The organism is Enterococcus asini ATCC 700915 (genome assembly GCF_000407365.1).
GTDB classification, from domain to species: domain Bacteria; phylum Bacillota; class Bacilli; order Lactobacillales; family Enterococcaceae; genus Enterococcus_C; species Enterococcus_C asini.
The window spans coordinates 31,085-47,508 of the sequence record NZ_ASVU01000002.1; the positions used below are offsets into that span (position 1 = coordinate 31,085).

The window sequence follows — 16,424 nt, forward strand, 5'->3', positions numbered from 1 at the left end:
GAATTATGGCTAATGAAACAAAAGATTACAACAAGGCAGTGACCGCATTTATTGCTGAGAACAAGGCGAAAGGACAGGTCGTATACGATGATCTTTCCAATAAGCTAGCAACACCTTATTCCTTAGATGCAGATGGAATGGACAAACTGATCCAAAAAGTGGAAGATGCGGGTATCAGCGTGGTAGATGAAAATGGCGAACCCTCTGTGCATAGTTTGAAGAGCAATGAGAAAAAAGCCGAACAAGCCAAGCAAGAAGATCTTTCTGCCCCAACTGGTGTGAAAATCAATGACCCTGTCCGGATGTATTTGAAAGAAATCGGTCGGGTGCCTTTATTGACAGCGGAAGAAGAAGTCGCTTTGGCCCTGAAGATTGAAGAAGGGGACCAAGAAGCAAAACAACGCTTAGCAGAAGCCAATCTCCGTTTGGTAGTCTCGATTGCCAAACGTTATGTCGGCCGTGGGATGCAATTCTTGGATTTGATCCAAGAAGGAAACATGGGGCTGATGAAAGCCGTGGAAAAATTTGATTACCGCAAAGGGTTCAAATTCTCCACTTATGCCACTTGGTGGATCCGTCAAGCCATCACTCGGGCCATCGCCGACCAAGCGCGGACGATTCGGATTCCGGTACACATGGTAGAAACGATCAATAAATTGATTCGGATTCAACGGCAATTGTTGCAAGATTTAGGCCGGGAACCTACACCGGAAGAAATCGGTGCAGAAATGGACTTGCCAACGGAAAAAGTTCGGGAAATCCTAAAAATCGCCCAAGAACCAGTTTCTTTGGAAACACCAATTGGGGAAGAAGACGACTCTCACTTAGGTGACTTTATCGAAGACCAAGAAGCGACTAGCCCAGCGGATCACGCGGCTTATGAATTGTTGAAAGAACAATTAGAAGACGTATTGGATACATTGACCGACCGGGAAGAAAACGTCTTGCGCTTGCGTTTTGGTTTAGACGACGGTCGGACTCGCACTTTGGAAGAAGTCGGCAAAGTCTTTGGGGTTACTCGGGAACGGATTCGCCAAATTGAAGCGAAAGCCTTGCGGAAATTACGCCATCCATCTCGCTCCAAACAATTGAAAGATTTCTTAGAATAAACACTTAGCGCTGGCCTTTGGGGTCAGCGCTTTTTTTGATTTTCTGGAGAAATGCAAGCCAAGCCAACTTTGCCTTGGGAATTTAAGGAAATCGTAACGTTCCAAATATTGGCGAAAGGCTGAGATTGTGATAGATTAACTGTTAGGTGTATCCGTTTTGCTGGTGCTTTAGAATTAGCCCGGACAACAAAACTGGATAAAAGATCCTCAGTAGAATTCATGAAGGAGCAAGTGATTTGATAAATACGTGTCCTTATTGTGGTTTTACGCCATTAGCCGGCAAGATGGTTTGCCCGGAATGTGGCCGTGAAATCGAGGAAAATATCGCTCATAAATTACAAGATATCGACGAAAAAAACCGTAAAAATAATGATTCGATTTCCTGGAATGACTTTCAGGACGTGTCCTTAGGGGCCTTGATGAATCATCTAGAAAACAATGGCACAAGTAGTGAAGACGCTACAAAAGATTCTGATGAAAGTAAAGAAGTAGAATCAGTAGAAGCAGATGCAGAAGAAGTAGAAGAATTTGCAGTGCCGGCAAAGGATTTGGCAGAAGAGTCATTGACTAATGATGAAACAGATGAGTTTGATCAAAATGATGAAACAGAAGCTGTGGATCATCTGGAAGACAATCCGATTCTTTCGGCTTACATCAAGCGCCACCGGGAAGGAAGCGATGCTGAGGGCCCTAGCTTAGAAGAGTTAGTGGCAGCACAGCAGGCAGCTACTAAAAAAGATCCTGGGGAAGAAATAAATGAAGCTAAGCTAGCTTTGAACGAAACCCCAACTCCAAATGCGGAGGAACAAGCAAGTGATCTTGCCGACTCAGAAACTACCTCACAAGAGCAGGATTCTGAAGTAGAAAGTGAAGCGTTAGAAGCAGAGCATGACGAGGAGACTGCCGAAGAAGTAGCGGAGTCTTCGAAGGAATCTTCAACAGTACCTGAAACCGAAGAAGAGATGGTTCCAGAAGTAGAAGCTGATGCAGAAACGCCTCTTGAAGAGACAGAAGATCTTGCAACAGACGCTCCTGCAGAAGACGTGCCAGAAGCGCTCGCTAATGAAAATCAGACGGATACGGATGAAGAATTTTCTGAGGAAACGCAATGGGATGAAGCGGACACTGAAGAACTTGATGAAATCCCTGAGAAAGCCCAAGGAGTAGCATCTAATCTTCAAACCGAAACGCCAATAGCCGATGAAAAAATCGAAAAAGCGGCAATCAAGGCAGATGTGAATGATTCTCTTACAGAGGAAGTTGCCAACGAACCTGAGAAATCTACTACTGAGTCTGTAGCAGCGACTGAGTATGTTGTTTCCGAAGTAAATGAAGCAGCAGAACCTCAAGCAACAATAGCGGCTACTAAGGAAAGTAAGACAGCTCCTGTTGTCAAGAAACGCCAAAAGTGGCCAATTGTTCTTGTGGCAGCAGTGCTTTTAGCCGGTGGCGGTAGTGCTTATGCATATCACCAACAACAAGTGGCACAAGAGCAGAAACAAGCCCAAGCAAAGGCAAAGGCGCTGGCTGCTGAATTGAAAGGCCTAAAAAAATCAGTAGCGGACCTATACTTAAATGACGACAAAGACTTTTTAAAAGCCGGCTTGACTTCTGCCGAGGTAACTGGCGTTCTTAAACAGGTAGAAGACTTTAGCGATACATCAAAAACCAAGGACTTAAAGGCGGAATTGACGGATATTCAGGAGAAATTAGCCTTGCAAGATCAGGTCAATGGGCTTTACACGAAACCAGTGATTTCCGGAGATGTATTTACAAAAGAAGTGGCGATTGCAACAACGGAAAAAATTGATTTAGATATTACAGGTGACGATCCCTTTGATCAGTTGTTGGCAGAAGGAGTTCAAGCTGCGAAAGACCAATTAACTCAATTGAACAATGCCCAAGCGGCGATGACTTCGTTAGTTAAAGATGGTAAAGCTGTGGCGGAACCAAAAGAAGCGGATTATCAAGCAGCGCAAAAACTGGTAGCAGAAATAGTGGCCAGTGAGGAAAAGACTGCTTTAAGTGATCAATTGAAGCTGGTGGAAACCAAAATCAATGAAAACAAAGCGGCGGCTAAGGCTGCGGCAGAAAAAGCAGCCCAGGAAAAGGCGGCTCAAGAAAAAGCTGCGGCAGAAAAAGCGGCACAAGAGCAAGCAGCCAAAGAAGCGGCCGCCGCTAGTAGCGCCAATAGCAATCTTCCAGCAGAGGCATCGCCAAACATGCAGACGAATTCGGCTAACCAACCGATTTTGACGACAAATGCAGCCGATGTGGCGGATAGCTCAAATCCAGCTTGGACATGGTCCAGTGGTGTCTTGGATCAAGTTATAGCGACTTGTATAGAACGGGGCTATATCGTGGAAGGTGGCTACAAATTGGAGCGGGTGCGGATTGAAAATGGCGAGGGATATTACAATCTTTACGCTACTACCAATCAAGCACCACTAACGGCCAATTACAAAGCCAAAGATTTGCCACTTTACTTGGTAACAATCAACTGTAAGACGGGATACTTCCGAGGCAATGGGAATGACCATACCGTTCGTTAAGCAGTAAAAGTAGACAGTTTTCAGAAAAATTCAAAAAAATTCTTGTGACCCCCACTTTTTTTCGATATGATGATTGCAATCACACGAAAAATGGGGGTTGTTTTATGGAAACTGTTGGTTATCGTCGTTTTCGTGAAGGGGTTCAAGCCTGTGTTCCTACCATGATGGGGTATTTAGGCATTGGGTTTGCCGCCGGAGTCGTGGAAAAAGGAGTGGGCCTTTCACTGTGGCAAATTGCCGCTTTGTCCTTACTGGTTTACGCAGGCAGTGGGCAGTTTATTATTTGTGGCTTGCTTGCGTTGAATGCACCGATTCCTTCTATTATTGTGACGGTTTTTTTGGTGAATTTCCGTCACTTGTTAATGAGTCTTTCCGTGACTTCCTATTTTCGTGGCAAAGGCTTATGGCAGACGATTGGTATCGGGAGTTTGTTAACGGATGAGTCATACGGGGTACTCACCACGGCTTTACAAGCAGGGCATAAAGTTTCGGTTGCTTGGTGTCATGGGCTAAATGTGGCAGCTTATCTCGTTTGGCTAGTCGCCAATGTTTTAGGAGGACTTTTTGGGCAATTTTTAACCGATCCGGCGCGTTTTGGATTGGACTTTGCTTTGACGGCAATGTTTTTAGGGCTCTGGTTATTTCAAGTGGATCTACCACTAAAGAAGCGGACCAGCCAGAGTGTGCGCATTCTCTTAGCTGTCGTGGTGACATTAGTAGTTGGGATGCGGCTTTTTTCCGGAGAAATCGCAGTGATTGCGGCGACTTTAGTCGGTTGCATGGTAGGGCTTTTGACGGAAGGCGGTGTCCAATGAGTAATCAACAGTTCTTTGTTTTAGTGATTGGTTGTGCGGTGGTCACTTGGGTTCCTCGGGTTTTACCATTTGCGATTGCCAATCGTTTGGTCTTTCCCAAAAAGTTCAATCAATTTTTAAATTACTTGCCCTTATGCATCTTGACGGCTTTGTTAGTCCAGAGCCTGCTGGTGTTTCGGGAAGGGCAGTGGCCCCTAGTAAAAATACCCGAATTACTGGCTTGTTTGCCTGCTTTAGTGGTAGGCTATTATACGAAAGACTTAATGAAAATCGTGATCGTAGGCATTTTATGTATCGCCTTGTTACGCATTTTTTTGTAAAGAGAAAGCGGGCTTTTCGCCCTTGGAGGAAAATCGATGAATAATTTACTAGCAACGGTCTTTACCGGTTTAGTTACAGATGAAAATGACAGTCATTACTTTGTCCAAAAGAATGGCTTCACCTTCCGTTTGGCCAAATCAGAAGGAGAACGCCAATTAGGCGAAGGCGTGGAAGGCTTTGGGTATGTCAATCAAAAGCAAGAGCTTGCATTTACGACAGAAATTCCGAAAAGTCGCCAAGGACACTACGCATTTGCCACGGTGATTGAAACTCGGCGCGACTTAGGGGCCTTTGTGGACATTGGCTTGGCGGATAAAGATATTGCCGTGTCCTTAGATGAATTGCCAACCATGCGGGAATTGTGGCCGAAAAAAGGCGACCGCTTAATGGTGGCTTTGCGAGTGGACCAAAAGGATCGTATTTGGGGCACGTTAGCCGATGAAAAAATCTTTCGTTCTTTAAGTCGTCTGGGCACCCAAGATTTGATGAACAAGGATTTAACAGGAACGGTCTATCGTTTGAAATTAGCCGGAACTTATATTTTGACGGAAGAGTATCACATTGGCTTCATCCATCCTTCCGAGCGTTACATGGAACCGCGCTTAGGTGAAGTGGTTAAAGGCCGAGTGATTGGCTTGCGTCCAGATGGCGTTTTGAATGTTTCCTTAAAACCTCGGGCTCATGAAGTCATCAATGACGATGCAGAGATGCTATTGGTTTATCTGGAACGTACACCAGATAAGCAAATGCCTTACACGGATAAATCCGATCCAGAAGCGATTAAGCAAATGTTTGGTATCAGTAAAGGTCAATTCAAGCGGGCCATGGGACATTTGTTAAAAGAAAAACGGGTTGTGCAAGAAAATGGGATAACCAAACTGATTTCTAAATGAGAATGACTTGTCTTATTGAAAAGATTACTTTATAATAAGTATGATTTACGTGATAGTTACACGAGTTAGATTATAATTAATATAAAGTAATGAAAAGGAGACCGGGGATGAATACAGGTAGTGCCTTAATGAAAATCAAGAAACAGCTTCACGAAGCCGGGTTCAAGCTGACGCCTCAGCGGGAAGCCACTTTGTTGGTTTTATTGGAAAATGAGAAGGACCATCTTTCCGCCGAAGAAGTCTTCTTTTTTGTAAAACGAAAAAGTCCAGAAATCGGGTTGGCCACGGTGTATCGCACACTGGAAATCTTAACGGATCTCCATGTGGTAGACAAAGTCAGCTTCAATGATGGGGTGGCCCGCTATGACCTGCGCAAAGAAGGTGCTAAGCATTTCCATCACCATTTGTTGTGTCTGGAATGTGGCAACATTGAAGAAATCGAAGAAGATCTGTTAGGAGAAGTGGAAGAAGTCGTGGAAAGTCGCTATCATTTCTTAGTGAAAGACCACCGCTTAACCTTCCATGGGATTTGCCAGAGCTGTCAAGAAAAACAGGGAAAAGCACAATAAATAGTAGGAGACGACCGGAGTGATTCGGTCGTTTTTTTATGAAAAAACTTGTTGTTACCGGGCTTTTTCCCGATAAAAGGCGGTTTTGACTATCACAATCTTCTAGAATTTGCTATGATAGGAAAGCGAAAGTTGAGGGAGTAAGATGGAAGAAATCATCACAGATTATTTGCATTATCTACTGATTGAGCGTGGCTTGTCGCAAAATACCCGGCAGAGCTATCGAAGAGATCTCATGCAGTATTTGGCTTATCTAAAGGAGCATCAAATCGATAATTGGCAAATGGTGGATCGCTATTTGGTACTAGGGTTTTTGCAGTCTTTGCAACAAGGAGGCAAATCTTCTGCTACCGTGGCCCGGATGATTTCCAGTTTGCGCCGGTTCCATCAGTATTTGCGCCAAGAGCGCTATACGGATCACGATCCTATGCAACACATCGAAACCCCGAAAAAGCAACAAAAATTACCGGATACGTTGAGTCTGGCCGAGGTGGAGGCATTGATTGAAACACCGGATACTAAAGACCCTTTAGGACTGCGTAATCGGGCAATTTTAGAGGTGATGTACGCCACCGGACTACGGGTCAGTGAGTTGATTGGGTTAAAATTAAATGATTTGCATTTGGCGATTGGTTTGCTGCAAGCCACCGGGAAAGGGGATAAAGAGCGCATCGTACCCTTAGGCGATTACGCCATTGAATGGGTTACCCGCTACTTGGAAGAAGCTCGGCCAAGCTTGACGAAGCATCATCCAGAAGAAGATCATCTCTTCGTCAACCATCACGGTACCGGCTTATCCCGCCAAGGCATCTGGAAAAACTTAAAGGAAATCGTGCGCCAAGCGGGGATCCATAAAACGGTCACCCCCCATACTTTGCGCCATAGTTTTGCCACCCATCTGTTGGAAAATGGGGCGGATTTGCGGACGGTGCAAGAGTTATTAGGTCATGCGGACATTTCCACCACCCAGATTTATACCCATATTACGAAAAAACGCATGACAGATGTTTACAAAGAATATTTCCCCCGGGCATAGAGAGGAGCAGGCCGTGAGCGAAATCAAGATCAAATTAGATGTGTTTGAAGGGCCATTGGATCTCTTATTGCATCTGATTCAAACATTGGAAATCGATATTTATGACATTCCCATTGCCCAGGTGACGGATCAATACATGGGGTATATCCACGCCATGAAGACTTTGGAGTTGGAATTAGCGGGAGAATACTTGGTGATGGCGGCTACCTTAATGGCGATAAAATCACAAATGCTCTTACCAAAACAAGAACTGGAACCAGAAGCAGAGGATTTTTACGAAGAAGATCCCCGAGATGCACTGGTGAACCAGTTGTTGGAATATCGAAAATACAAGTACGCCGCGGAACTTCTTTCGGAAAAAGCGGAAGAACGCAGTGAGTTTTTCACTAAGGAACCCATGGACTTAGATGATTACCAAGAAGAGGACTTGGCCTTACCGGAAAATCAGCTGACCACGGTGGATTTATTTTTGGCGTTTCACAAGATGCTGGAGAAAAAGAAAAAGCGCCAAGTCTTGGAGACGACCATTACCAGTGACGAGGAATCGATTGAAGACCGCATGGCGGAAATCAAACGCGGCATGGCCCATTTGGCTACCACAGAAGGCCGGAGTCTGACTTCTTTTATGGTGAGTTACAGTCGTACCGAAATTGTCACGACCTTTATGGCTATGTTGGAACTGATGAAAAATCGGGAAATCCGGGTGGTACAAGAGGACAATTATGGTGAAATTTTGTTATATGGTGTGAAAGAGGGAGAATATGAACAAAAGCAGTGAACTGGAGGCTTTGTTATTTGTAGTGGGGGATGAAGGCATCGGCTTAGAAGAGCTGAGCTATCTCTTAACCATTAAAACAGAAGAAGTCTATCAATTGATTCAAGAATTACAAGTACGCTATCAAGAAGACGAGCAATCTTCTTTGAATATTTTAGAAGTTGGCAATCATTTCGTTTTAACTACGAAACGTTCCTTTGCGCCTTTGTTGAAGAAGTACGCTCAATCTCCACTGTCCAATCGCTTGTCCCAAGCAGCTTTGGAAACTTTGGCGATCATCGCATACAAACAGCCGATTACCCGCATGGAAGTAGAAGAAATCCGTGGAGTGCAGTCATCGGGTTCCGTACAAAAACTAACAGCCCGGCAATTAATCGAAGAAAAAGGTCGGGTAGAAGGACCAGGCCGGGCGATTTTATATGGTACTACTAGCTATTTCATGGATTATTTTGGCTTGAAGGACTTAAGTGAATTGCCAGACATCCAAGCCATGGAAACTGAGTTGGAAGAAGAGTTGCCTTTGGATTTATTCTTTGATCGTTATCAAGAACTTCCAGACGAGGAAACACCCCTAGAAAATACCCCTACAGCTGCCGATTTTGAGGTAGCAGCGGAAGAAAGAGAAGAGGAAGACTAATGGAAAGATTGCAAAAAGTCATCGCCCATGCAGGAATTGCTTCCCGACGTAAAGCCGAAGAATACATCTTGGCTGGTCGGGTCAAAGTCAATGGTCAGGTGGCCAATGAATTAGGCGTGAAAGTATCCGCTAAAGACTTGATTGAAGTGGATGATGTGCCGATTTATCAAGAAGAGCCGGTACATTATTTGTTTTACAAACCTCGCGGGGTGATTTCCGCGGTTAGTGACGACAAAGGACGCAAAGTGGTCACGGACTATTTTCCTCATGTGGCCGAACGGATTTATCCTGTTGGGCGTCTGGATTATGATACTTCAGGACTGTTATTACTGACGAATAATGGGAATTTTGCTCAACGTCTGACCCACCCGAAACATCAGGTGGACAAACGCTATGTGGCAAAGCTCAAAGGCGTGGCCAATCAGAAGAATCTGTATCCTTTGACCAAAGGGATGAAGATTGAAGGGCATAAATTAGCACCGGCCCGCTACGAAATCATTTCTGTGGATGCCAAAGCAGAAACTAGCGTGGTGGCCTTAACCATTCACGAAGGTCGGAATCACCAAGTAAAAAATATGTTCCAAGCAGTAGGCTTACCCGTGCAAAAATTGAAACGAGAAGGCTATGGGGAGCTAACTTTAGGCAATTTACGCCCGGGAGAATACCGGAAATTGTCCCGGCATGAAGTGAGTCAATTGTTGCAACAATCCAAATAATAAACCAAAAGCTTGCAAAGAAAAGCCAAAGCTGTATAATAAGCCTTGTAAACTAAATAAAAGGTTCGTCTTCAGGGGCAGGGTGTAATTCCCGACCGGTGGTATAGTCCACGACCCACTTCACGGTGGTTGAATCGGTGTAATTCCGATACCGACAGTATAGTCTGGATAAAGAAGATAGGGCTTATTTGCGTGCTTTTTCACCAGATAACTCTACTCTGCTTTCCCCTGGGAAGCAGAGTTTTTTGTATTTGGAGAAGAGGTGGCAAAGAGGTTCGTTTGAAGATGAATCCTTCACTACTTGGCAAAATGCCGTAAAGAGGAGAGGATTTCAACGATGAAAAACACAAAGGTACAAAAAATGATTGCTGTAGCGATGTTTGCAGCAATGGCGGTCGTGCTACAGTACGTGGCATTTCCTGTAATTCCAGCTTTTAGCTTTATGAAGGTGGACTTCAGTGATATTCCCGTAATGTTGAGCATGTTTTTATTCGGACCAGGAGCGGGGATTTTAACCGCATTTCTCCGGTCAGCGTTGCACTTATTGACAACGGGGCTGGAACCTACGAACATGGTGGGCGATGTGGCGAGTTTCTTAGCTACCTCACTGTTCACTTTGCCGATATTCTATTTCTTTAATAAAGGAACGAGCAGTCGGAAGAACAAAATTCTCGGCGTAGTTACCGGGATTTTCGCATTAACCGTCTTCATGAGTCTGGCGAACTACTTCGTCATCACTCCTTTGTACCTGAGCTTCTATGGTGTCACCGCTACTCAGTTTTTAGGAACTTCTCTGGGACAATACGTGGCAATCGGTGTGATTCCGTTCAACTTAGTCAAAGGGATCATCGTTTCCGGTGTCTTCTTGGCCATCTATTTGAAACTGTATCCATGGTTGACCAAAAAACAACGGGAAAAAGGGCGCGTACAAGGAATGTAAGTAAAACAAAAGCAGTTGGGCTTCGTGCTCAACTGCTTTTTTCTCGTTCAAAAAGCACAATCAAAACTAGACAAACGGCGGTTTCTCGGCTACGATTGTGGCAGCAAGAAAAACCTGCTATTTTTGAGTTGGAGGAAACATCATGGCATTTATTACGAAAACACATCAAGAAGAAGCACTGGCGGCATTGCAAGACTTAGTGGCGATTCCCTCTGTGCTAGACGAAAGCCAAGCAAAACCAGGACAACCCTTTGGTCCGGAATGTTTGCGGGCTTTGGAACATACACTGGCGCTGTGCGAATCTTTAGGTTTGCGCACGTTTAAAGACCCAGAAGGCTACTATGGTTATGCAGAAGTCGGCCAAGGGGAAGAACTTTTCGGGATTTTGTGTCACTTGGATGTGGTGCCTGCAGTGGGGCAAACTGGTTGGAAAACGGAACCTTTCACACCGGTAGTGACGGATGAGACGATTATCGGCCGAGGCACGCAAGACGACAAAGGGCCGACGATTGCCGCTTTGTATGGGGTGAAAGCGTTGCTAGATGCAAAGGTCACCTTTAATCAACGGGTGCGCTTTATCTTCGGCACCGATGAAGAAAACTTGTGGCGTTGTATCAACCGCTACAATGAAAAAGAAGAGATGATCACCGCAGGCTTTGTGCCGGATTCCAAATTCCCACTAACCTTTGCGGAAAAAGGCTTATTGCAAGTTTATTTTGAAGGCCCTGGCAGTGACCAATTGGCTTTACAAGCTGGTGGTTCTTTAAACGTGGTACCGGACCATGCTGAGTATCAAGGAAGTGAAGCTGCCGCTGTGGCGAGTGAATTGAAAAAGCTCGGCTATGACTTTCAGCAACAGGGTGAAGGGATCGCAGTAGCCGGCAAGAGTGTGCATTCGAAATTAGCTCCTCAAGGGGTTAATGCCATTTCCCGCTTGGCAGAAGCTTTGGTTAATACCGGAGAATTTGCCAATCCGATTTTGGAAATTGTGGGGAACGTCATTAAAGAAGATGCTACAGGTGAAAGCCTTGTGGGCCTCTTTACGGATGAAGTCTCCGGTTCCATGACTTTAAATGTGGCCAACATCACCATTACACCGGAAAGCAGTCGCGTTGGCTTGGACATTCGTTACCCGGTTACCTTGGAAAAAGAAACCTTGGTCAAAGCTTTGGGAGAAGTCTGTGCTGAGTATGGGGTAACCTATCGGGAACACGACTATATTGCCCCACTGTATGTACCCTTGGATAGCGAGTTAATCGTAACCTTGTTGGGTACCTATCGGGAGCTGACTGGGGACATGACGGAGCCATTTGTGAATGGTGGGGCGACTTTTGCTCGGGCTATGAACAATTGTGTGGCTTTTGGCGCCATGTTTGTCGACACGCCGGATTACTTGCACCAAGCCAATGAACAGTGGCCTTTAGCTAGTTTGTATCAAGTAATGGAGATTTATGCGGAAACCATTTATCGGATTTGTTGTAAGTAACTTTTCTTTTCTCAGCGGTTAGAGGAAAGTCAGTCAACCAAAAAAGCCGTGACAAAAGCCTAGCCTTTAATCATAAGCTGGGGGCTTTTGCCACGGTTCTTCCATGGTTGCACATTTTTTGCGTATATTCTGGCAAGCTTAGTCCGCTAGTTTTTCCATTAGTATGGCACGCACGGGACATTTTCCCGCGGCTTTACGCAAAGCGGCTTCTTGCTCTTGGGGGATAAACTGCTGGTGGGCTTCTGGTTCTTCTTTAAAAAGCAGAATCCCTTCTTCATCATAATCAAAAATATCTGGGGCATAGACGGCACACAGCCCGCAGCTAATACATAATTCAGGTTTTATTTTTGCTAAAGATGTCATCGTCAGACTCACTTTCGGAGGTAGTAGAATGGATGAGTTTATTTTAGCCTTGTTTGGCTCAGGAGACAAGCTGAAGGCTACCACATTGTATCAATTACTCACGGGAAAAAAGACGACTTCCGTTTTGCTTTTTGGGTATTTCCATGATTTACTGCCTCTTTTCGGCCTTTTTCCAGAAGGCAATCAAGGACAATTTCAAAATCGTTTGCAGCAGTTAGCGGCAGCAGGAAAGCTTACGGCCTTGCCGGACCATTATTATTGTCTGGAAAATGAGGATTTCCAAGCGGTCCAGCCGATGAAGCAAACTTTGGCAAATCTGGATCATTTCGCTTTTGGTAAGCGAGAGGCAGCTGCTTGGCGCATGGTGCAATTTGTCGTGCAAGTGGCCTCCATGTACCAACGGACAGCTAACTTCGTCCCTTTGGAAACCGCTCCTGGCTACACGGAACCCGTGCGGCTGTTGATTCGCCAGCATCAAGGGAACTTGCGAGAAATCTTGGCAAAAGAATTCCAAACCCTTTTTAGTGAACTGGATCAAGATGTGGCAGATGTTTTGGCCCGAAGTTTTTCCGGCTGGGAAGTCATGGGGCAAGCGACCTATCAATTAGTGCCGGACTGGGCGCAAAAAAAGCCCTGGGATATGCTAGTTCCCATTTCTTGGCATGAGGCTTTTTTCAAAGTCTTAGACAAGCATCCAAATTTTGTCCTCTATCAACTGATTACCCCGATTTTTCTGGGAGAACGCAATCAAAGTGGACTGCAGACTCAAGCTCTTTTTGAAGCGGGGTACACATTTGAGCAAGTCATGGGACAACGAGGGCTAAAATCCGGTACGATTAATGATCATGTAATCGAGTGGGCCTTGAGTGATCGGAATTTTCCTTTCGATGAGTTTATTCATCCAGAGGCGGCGGTACGGTTAGCCCAGCGCTCGGGTAATCCGGTGTCTTGGCGCTTTCGAGATGTGGCAGAGCTTCCAGTGGATTTTTTGTCCTTTGCATTGTTTCAAATTCGGTCTAAGAAAAAGGAGGAGCGTTCGTGTTCTTAAAGCTAGCTTTAAAACAATTTTTCGATTTCGATGAATTTCGTCCGGGACAAGAAGAAGTCATTAAAAGCGTGCTCTCCGGAAAAGATACCTTAGGCGTATTGCCCACAGGAACGGGGAAAAGCTTGTGCTATCAACTATCCGGCTACTTGGTAGAAGGTCTTGTCTTGGTAGTCTCGCCCTTAATTGCTTTAATGGAAGATCAGGTGTCTTCCTTACAAGCCGCCGGCGAAAAGCGTTGTATCGCACTGACCTCCCAAGTGGAACCAAGTGATCGCTATGCTATCTTGCAACGGCTAGCGCAATACAAATTTCTCTTTCTCAGTCCGGAAATGTTGCAAAATCCTCAGGTGCTAAAGGCCTTAGGTGGTGTTAAGTTAGCGTTTTTGGTGGTGGATGAGGCCCATTGCGTCTCCCAGTGGGGCATTGATTTCAGACCGGAATATCGTTTGTTACCGGGAGCCAAAAAACAATTGGGCAATCCGGTGGTTCTGGCATTGACGGCCACGGCCACGCCGGCGGTTACCACGGATATTCAAAACTTACTATTAGACGAATCAGGACAAGTCTTTCGCCATTCTGCGGATCGACCCAATATCGCCTACTTTGTGGAGCAGCCAGAGGATAAAACGGCCTGGGTCAAGGAATATTTAAGTCAAACCAAGGACAGTGGTTTGATTTATTGTGCTACCCGTCAGGAAGTAGAAGAGTTGTACCAAGCTTTATCCGGCTCCTGCGCCTGTGGTTACTATCATGGGGGACTAGCCAGTGACCAAAGGCGTTTGTTACAACAACAATTTTTACAAGGGCAGTTGCAAGTATTGATTGCCACCAATGCGTTTGGCATGGGTATTAATAAACCGGATCTACGCTTTGTGATTCACTATGATTTACCGGATAGTCCGGAAAATTACTTGCAAGAAAGTGGTCGGGCCGGCCGAGACGGGCAAGCGGCCCAAGCAATCCTACTTTATCAACCAGGGGACGAACGCGTCTCCCAATTTTTTCAACAAAAGCTCTGGGAAGAACGAGCCGGTTTACTGGCTCTTCTTGCCGGTAAAATCAGCCAAGGGACGCCGTTGCAAGAAAAATGGCGGGGAGTAATGGAGCAAACAGGAAAAGAAGATTTACCGGAGCAGTTAGCTGCAAATGCTCAAGGCAAAGACCAGCGCTTGCAACAAATGCTGGCTTATATTCGGACGGAGGGCTGTCGACGGGCGTTTTTGCTGCAGTATTTTGGCGAAGAATTGACCAGGATACCCCCTCGTTGCTGTGATTTTCACGGGGCGAGTTTGTTTACGCCAGCAGAAAGTGAGCAGGAGGAAGAACTTTTTCCTACTACATCACCGTTGACCTGGCAGGAGATAATGCTAAAATTATTTTAAGAAAAAAGCAGTCTTGGTTTTTTCAAGACAGGCCGGAATCACCTATGGTATAATAACCAACGAATGATAACAGGAGGGTATTACAGTGAGCAAACGAGATGACTTAAAGAATGACAACCAAGAACCTTGGGAACAGCCGATTTATGATACGGAAGGTGAAGATCTAGGGTCTCGCACCCAACGCCGCAGCAATAAAAACGGCAATAAGGTCTTTTTGATTAGCCTTGTGGTACTTTTAGTTCTGTGTATTGGGTTAATCATGGGCTTCTGGATGATTGTTACTCGGGATACGGACCGGGCAGCCGTTTCTGAAAGTACTACGGAAACGACGACAGCAATTAGTTCCACAAAAGAATCTTCCACTAAGGAGTCTTCCACAAAAGAATCTTCTAGCGAAAGTTCTACGGTAGAAAGCAGTAGCTCTTCAAGCGAAACCGTGCCAAGTTCTAGTGAAACAGAACCAAGCTCTAGTGAAGAAACACCGGCTGCAGACGATACGGTGCAACAAGCAGACGGCACTAATAACGGCACAACCAACAACGATACAACAAACAATGCTACGAATAATGGGAATACCACAAACAATGGTACAACCAATAATCAAACCACCCAAAATGCCAATACTGAAGGGGATTACACCCTGGTAAGAGACGGTGAAGGTCCGAACCAAGTAGCAGCCCGGACTGGTGTTTCCGTAGATACATTGTTCCAATTAAACGGTCTTGATCCAAACAACTACATGTTGTATCCTGGTCAACAATTGCGTATTCGTTAACCCAGTAAAACCAGAGACTGTGACAAAACCAAACCTTGTCAGTGCGTAAAAAAGGGCTGTCTAAACAGCCCGAAAATACCGGAGAGGCTTTTGTCAGAGCCTCTTTCTTTATGTCTTAGATTGAGAAAATTGTCAAAATAGGGAGCTAGTTGTAGTGAGAAAAATCAATATTGCCATCGATGGACCGGCCTCATCAGGAAAGAGCACGGTTGCCAAAATTATTGCCAAGGACTTGGGCTATATCTATACGGATACTGGCGCCATGTACCGCAGTATCACGTATCTTGCCGTGAAGCACCAAGTTGCCTTTGATGATGAAGCGGGTCTAGTTGCTTTAATCGAGAAATATCCGATTACCTTTAGTCAAACAACCGGTGGGCAAGCTGTCTTTTGTGATGGGGAAGAAGTCACGCAGGCGATTCGTAATAACGAAGTGACGCACAATGTTTCCGAAGTTTCTGCTCATGAAGAAGTCCGCAAGCGTCTAGTGGCTCAGCAACAAAAAATTGCCGAAGCTGGCGGGGTGGTTATGGATGGCCGGGATATCGGCACTCAAGTCTTGCCTAATGCAGAGGTCAAAATTTTCTTAGTAGCCAGTGTGGATGAACGAGCAGAACGACGCTATAAGGAAAATATCGCCAAAGGTATTGCCACGGATTTGGCGACTTTAAAAGAGGAGATCAAACAGCGGGATTATTTGGATTCGCATCGGGAAGTCTCACCTTTGAAACAAGCAGCAGATGCTACCTTAATCGATACCACAGGGATGTCCATTCAAGACGTGGTGGCGGCCATTGAAACCATTGTGGCGGCAACGCTGGAGGACGATTCAGCACGAAAGGCAGAAAAAGAAGCCTAAAGTGTGCATTAATTCATGAAAATCTTGATGAAAACGGGTTTATTCGAAAGAAATAAGCGAAATCGCTTTATTTTTCCGGCGGTTTATTTTACACTTAAAGCTGTAGCTATGCATTTATTTAATATGTGTTGGTTAGGAGGACATGAGT

Annotated in this window: 17 protein-coding genes and 1 riboswitch; of the genes, 16 read left to right on the forward strand and 1 reads right to left on the reverse strand. The window is 45.2% G+C overall.

Annotation, left to right across the window (positions count from 1 at the left end; genetic code table 11):
• Positions 1–5: 5 nt before the first annotated feature.
• From rpoD to I579_RS10060, 12 genes are all read left to right on the forward strand, one after another.
• Positions 6–1,109 (forward strand): RNA polymerase sigma factor RpoD, encoded by a 1,104-nt coding sequence (gene rpoD / locus I579_RS10005; RefSeq protein ID WP_010753285.1) that lies wholly within the window; start codon positions 6–8, stop codon positions 1,107–1,109.
• A 236-nt stretch (positions 1,110–1,345) separates the two neighbouring features.
• Complete coding sequence (locus tag I579_RS10010) at positions 1,346–3,661, forward strand: cell division site-positioning protein MapZ family protein (RefSeq protein ID WP_010753286.1); 2,316 nt, start codon at positions 1,346–1,348, stop codon at positions 3,659–3,661.
• A 104-nt stretch (positions 3,662–3,765) separates the two neighbouring features.
• The gene (locus tag I579_RS10015) at positions 3,766–4,476 is read left to right on the forward strand and encodes an AzlC family ABC transporter permease (RefSeq protein ID WP_010753287.1); all 711 of its coding nucleotides are present in this window, start codon (positions 3,766–3,768) and stop codon (positions 4,474–4,476) included.
• Positions 4,473–4,796 carry an AzlD domain-containing protein gene (locus I579_RS10020; RefSeq protein ID WP_010753288.1) on the forward strand — a complete coding sequence of 108 codons (324 nt, stop codon included), beginning with the start codon at positions 4,473–4,475 and terminating at the stop codon, positions 4,794–4,796. Before I579_RS10015 ends, I579_RS10020 begins: the two co-directional genes overlap by 4 nt.
• Before the next feature lie 36 nt (positions 4,797–4,832).
• A complete protein-coding gene (locus I579_RS10025; RefSeq protein WP_010753289.1) occupies positions 4,833–5,690 on the forward strand; it encodes a CvfB family protein in 858 nt (285 codons plus the stop codon).
• Positions 5,691–5,797: 107 nt separating this feature from the next.
• Positions 5,798–6,259 (forward strand): ferric iron uptake transcriptional regulator, encoded by a 462-nt coding sequence (gene fur, locus I579_RS10030; RefSeq protein ID WP_010753290.1) that lies wholly within the window; start codon positions 5,798–5,800, stop codon positions 6,257–6,259.
• A 145-nt stretch (positions 6,260–6,404) separates the two neighbouring features.
• On the forward strand, positions 6,405–7,295 hold the full coding sequence (xerD, locus tag I579_RS10035) for a site-specific tyrosine recombinase XerD (RefSeq protein ID WP_010753291.1): 891 nt from the start codon (positions 6,405–6,407) through the stop codon (positions 7,293–7,295).
• Between the two features lie 13 nt (positions 7,296–7,308).
• Positions 7,309–8,073, forward strand: coding sequence for a segregation/condensation protein A (locus tag I579_RS10040; RefSeq protein ID WP_010753292.1), 765 nt, complete (start codon positions 7,309–7,311; stop codon positions 8,071–8,073).
• A complete protein-coding gene (scpB, locus tag I579_RS10045) occupies positions 8,057–8,707 on the forward strand; it encodes an SMC-Scp complex subunit ScpB (protein ID WP_010753293.1) in 651 nt (216 codons plus the stop codon). The genes I579_RS10040 and scpB overlap by 17 nt, the downstream gene beginning before the upstream one ends.
• Positions 8,707–9,423 (forward strand): pseudouridine synthase, encoded by a 717-nt coding sequence (locus I579_RS10050; RefSeq protein WP_010753294.1) that lies wholly within the window; start codon positions 8,707–8,709, stop codon positions 9,421–9,423. The genes scpB and I579_RS10050 overlap by 1 nt, the downstream gene beginning before the upstream one ends.
• A 63-nt stretch (positions 9,424–9,486) precedes the next feature.
• Positions 9,487–9,606, forward strand: a riboswitch (FMN riboswitch).
• 154 nt (positions 9,607–9,760) lie between these two features.
• Positions 9,761–10,363 carry an ECF transporter S component gene (locus I579_RS10055; protein ID WP_010753295.1) on the forward strand — a complete coding sequence of 201 codons (603 nt, stop codon included), beginning with the start codon at positions 9,761–9,763 and terminating at the stop codon, positions 10,361–10,363.
• A 139-nt stretch (positions 10,364–10,502) separates the two neighbouring features.
• The gene (locus I579_RS10060; protein ID WP_143139848.1) at positions 10,503–11,849 is read left to right on the forward strand and encodes a M20 family metallopeptidase; all 1,347 of its coding nucleotides are present in this window, start codon (positions 10,503–10,505) and stop codon (positions 11,847–11,849) included.
• Between the two features lie 138 nt (positions 11,850–11,987).
• Here I579_RS10060 and I579_RS10065 read toward each other — a convergent pair whose 3' ends face one another.
• Complete coding sequence (locus tag I579_RS10065) at positions 11,988–12,212, reverse strand: ferredoxin (RefSeq protein ID WP_010753297.1); 225 nt, start codon at positions 12,210–12,212, stop codon at positions 11,988–11,990.
• A 28-nt stretch (positions 12,213–12,240) separates the two neighbouring features.
• On the opposite strand from I579_RS10065, the gene I579_RS10070 reads away from it, so the two are divergent.
• The 4 genes from I579_RS10070 to cmk all read left to right on the forward strand — a co-directional run bounded on the left by I579_RS10070 (position 12,241) and on the right by cmk (position 16,276).
• On the forward strand, positions 12,241–13,260 hold the full coding sequence (locus I579_RS10070; RefSeq protein ID WP_010753298.1) for a helix-turn-helix domain-containing protein: 1,020 nt from the start codon (positions 12,241–12,243) through the stop codon (positions 13,258–13,260).
• Positions 13,251–14,642 (forward strand): RecQ family ATP-dependent DNA helicase, encoded by a 1,392-nt coding sequence (locus I579_RS10075; RefSeq protein WP_010753299.1) that lies wholly within the window; start codon positions 13,251–13,253, stop codon positions 14,640–14,642. Before I579_RS10070 ends, I579_RS10075 begins: the two co-directional genes overlap by 10 nt.
• 85 nt (positions 14,643–14,727) lie before the next feature.
• On the forward strand, positions 14,728–15,417 hold the full coding sequence (locus tag I579_RS10080) for a LysM peptidoglycan-binding domain-containing protein (RefSeq protein WP_010753300.1): 690 nt from the start codon (positions 14,728–14,730) through the stop codon (positions 15,415–15,417).
• 154 nt (positions 15,418–15,571) lie between these two features.
• Positions 15,572–16,276, forward strand: a complete 705-nt coding sequence (gene cmk / locus I579_RS10085; protein ID WP_010753301.1) for a (d)CMP kinase — start codon at positions 15,572–15,574, stop codon at positions 16,274–16,276.
• Positions 16,277–16,424 lie beyond the last annotated feature (148 nt).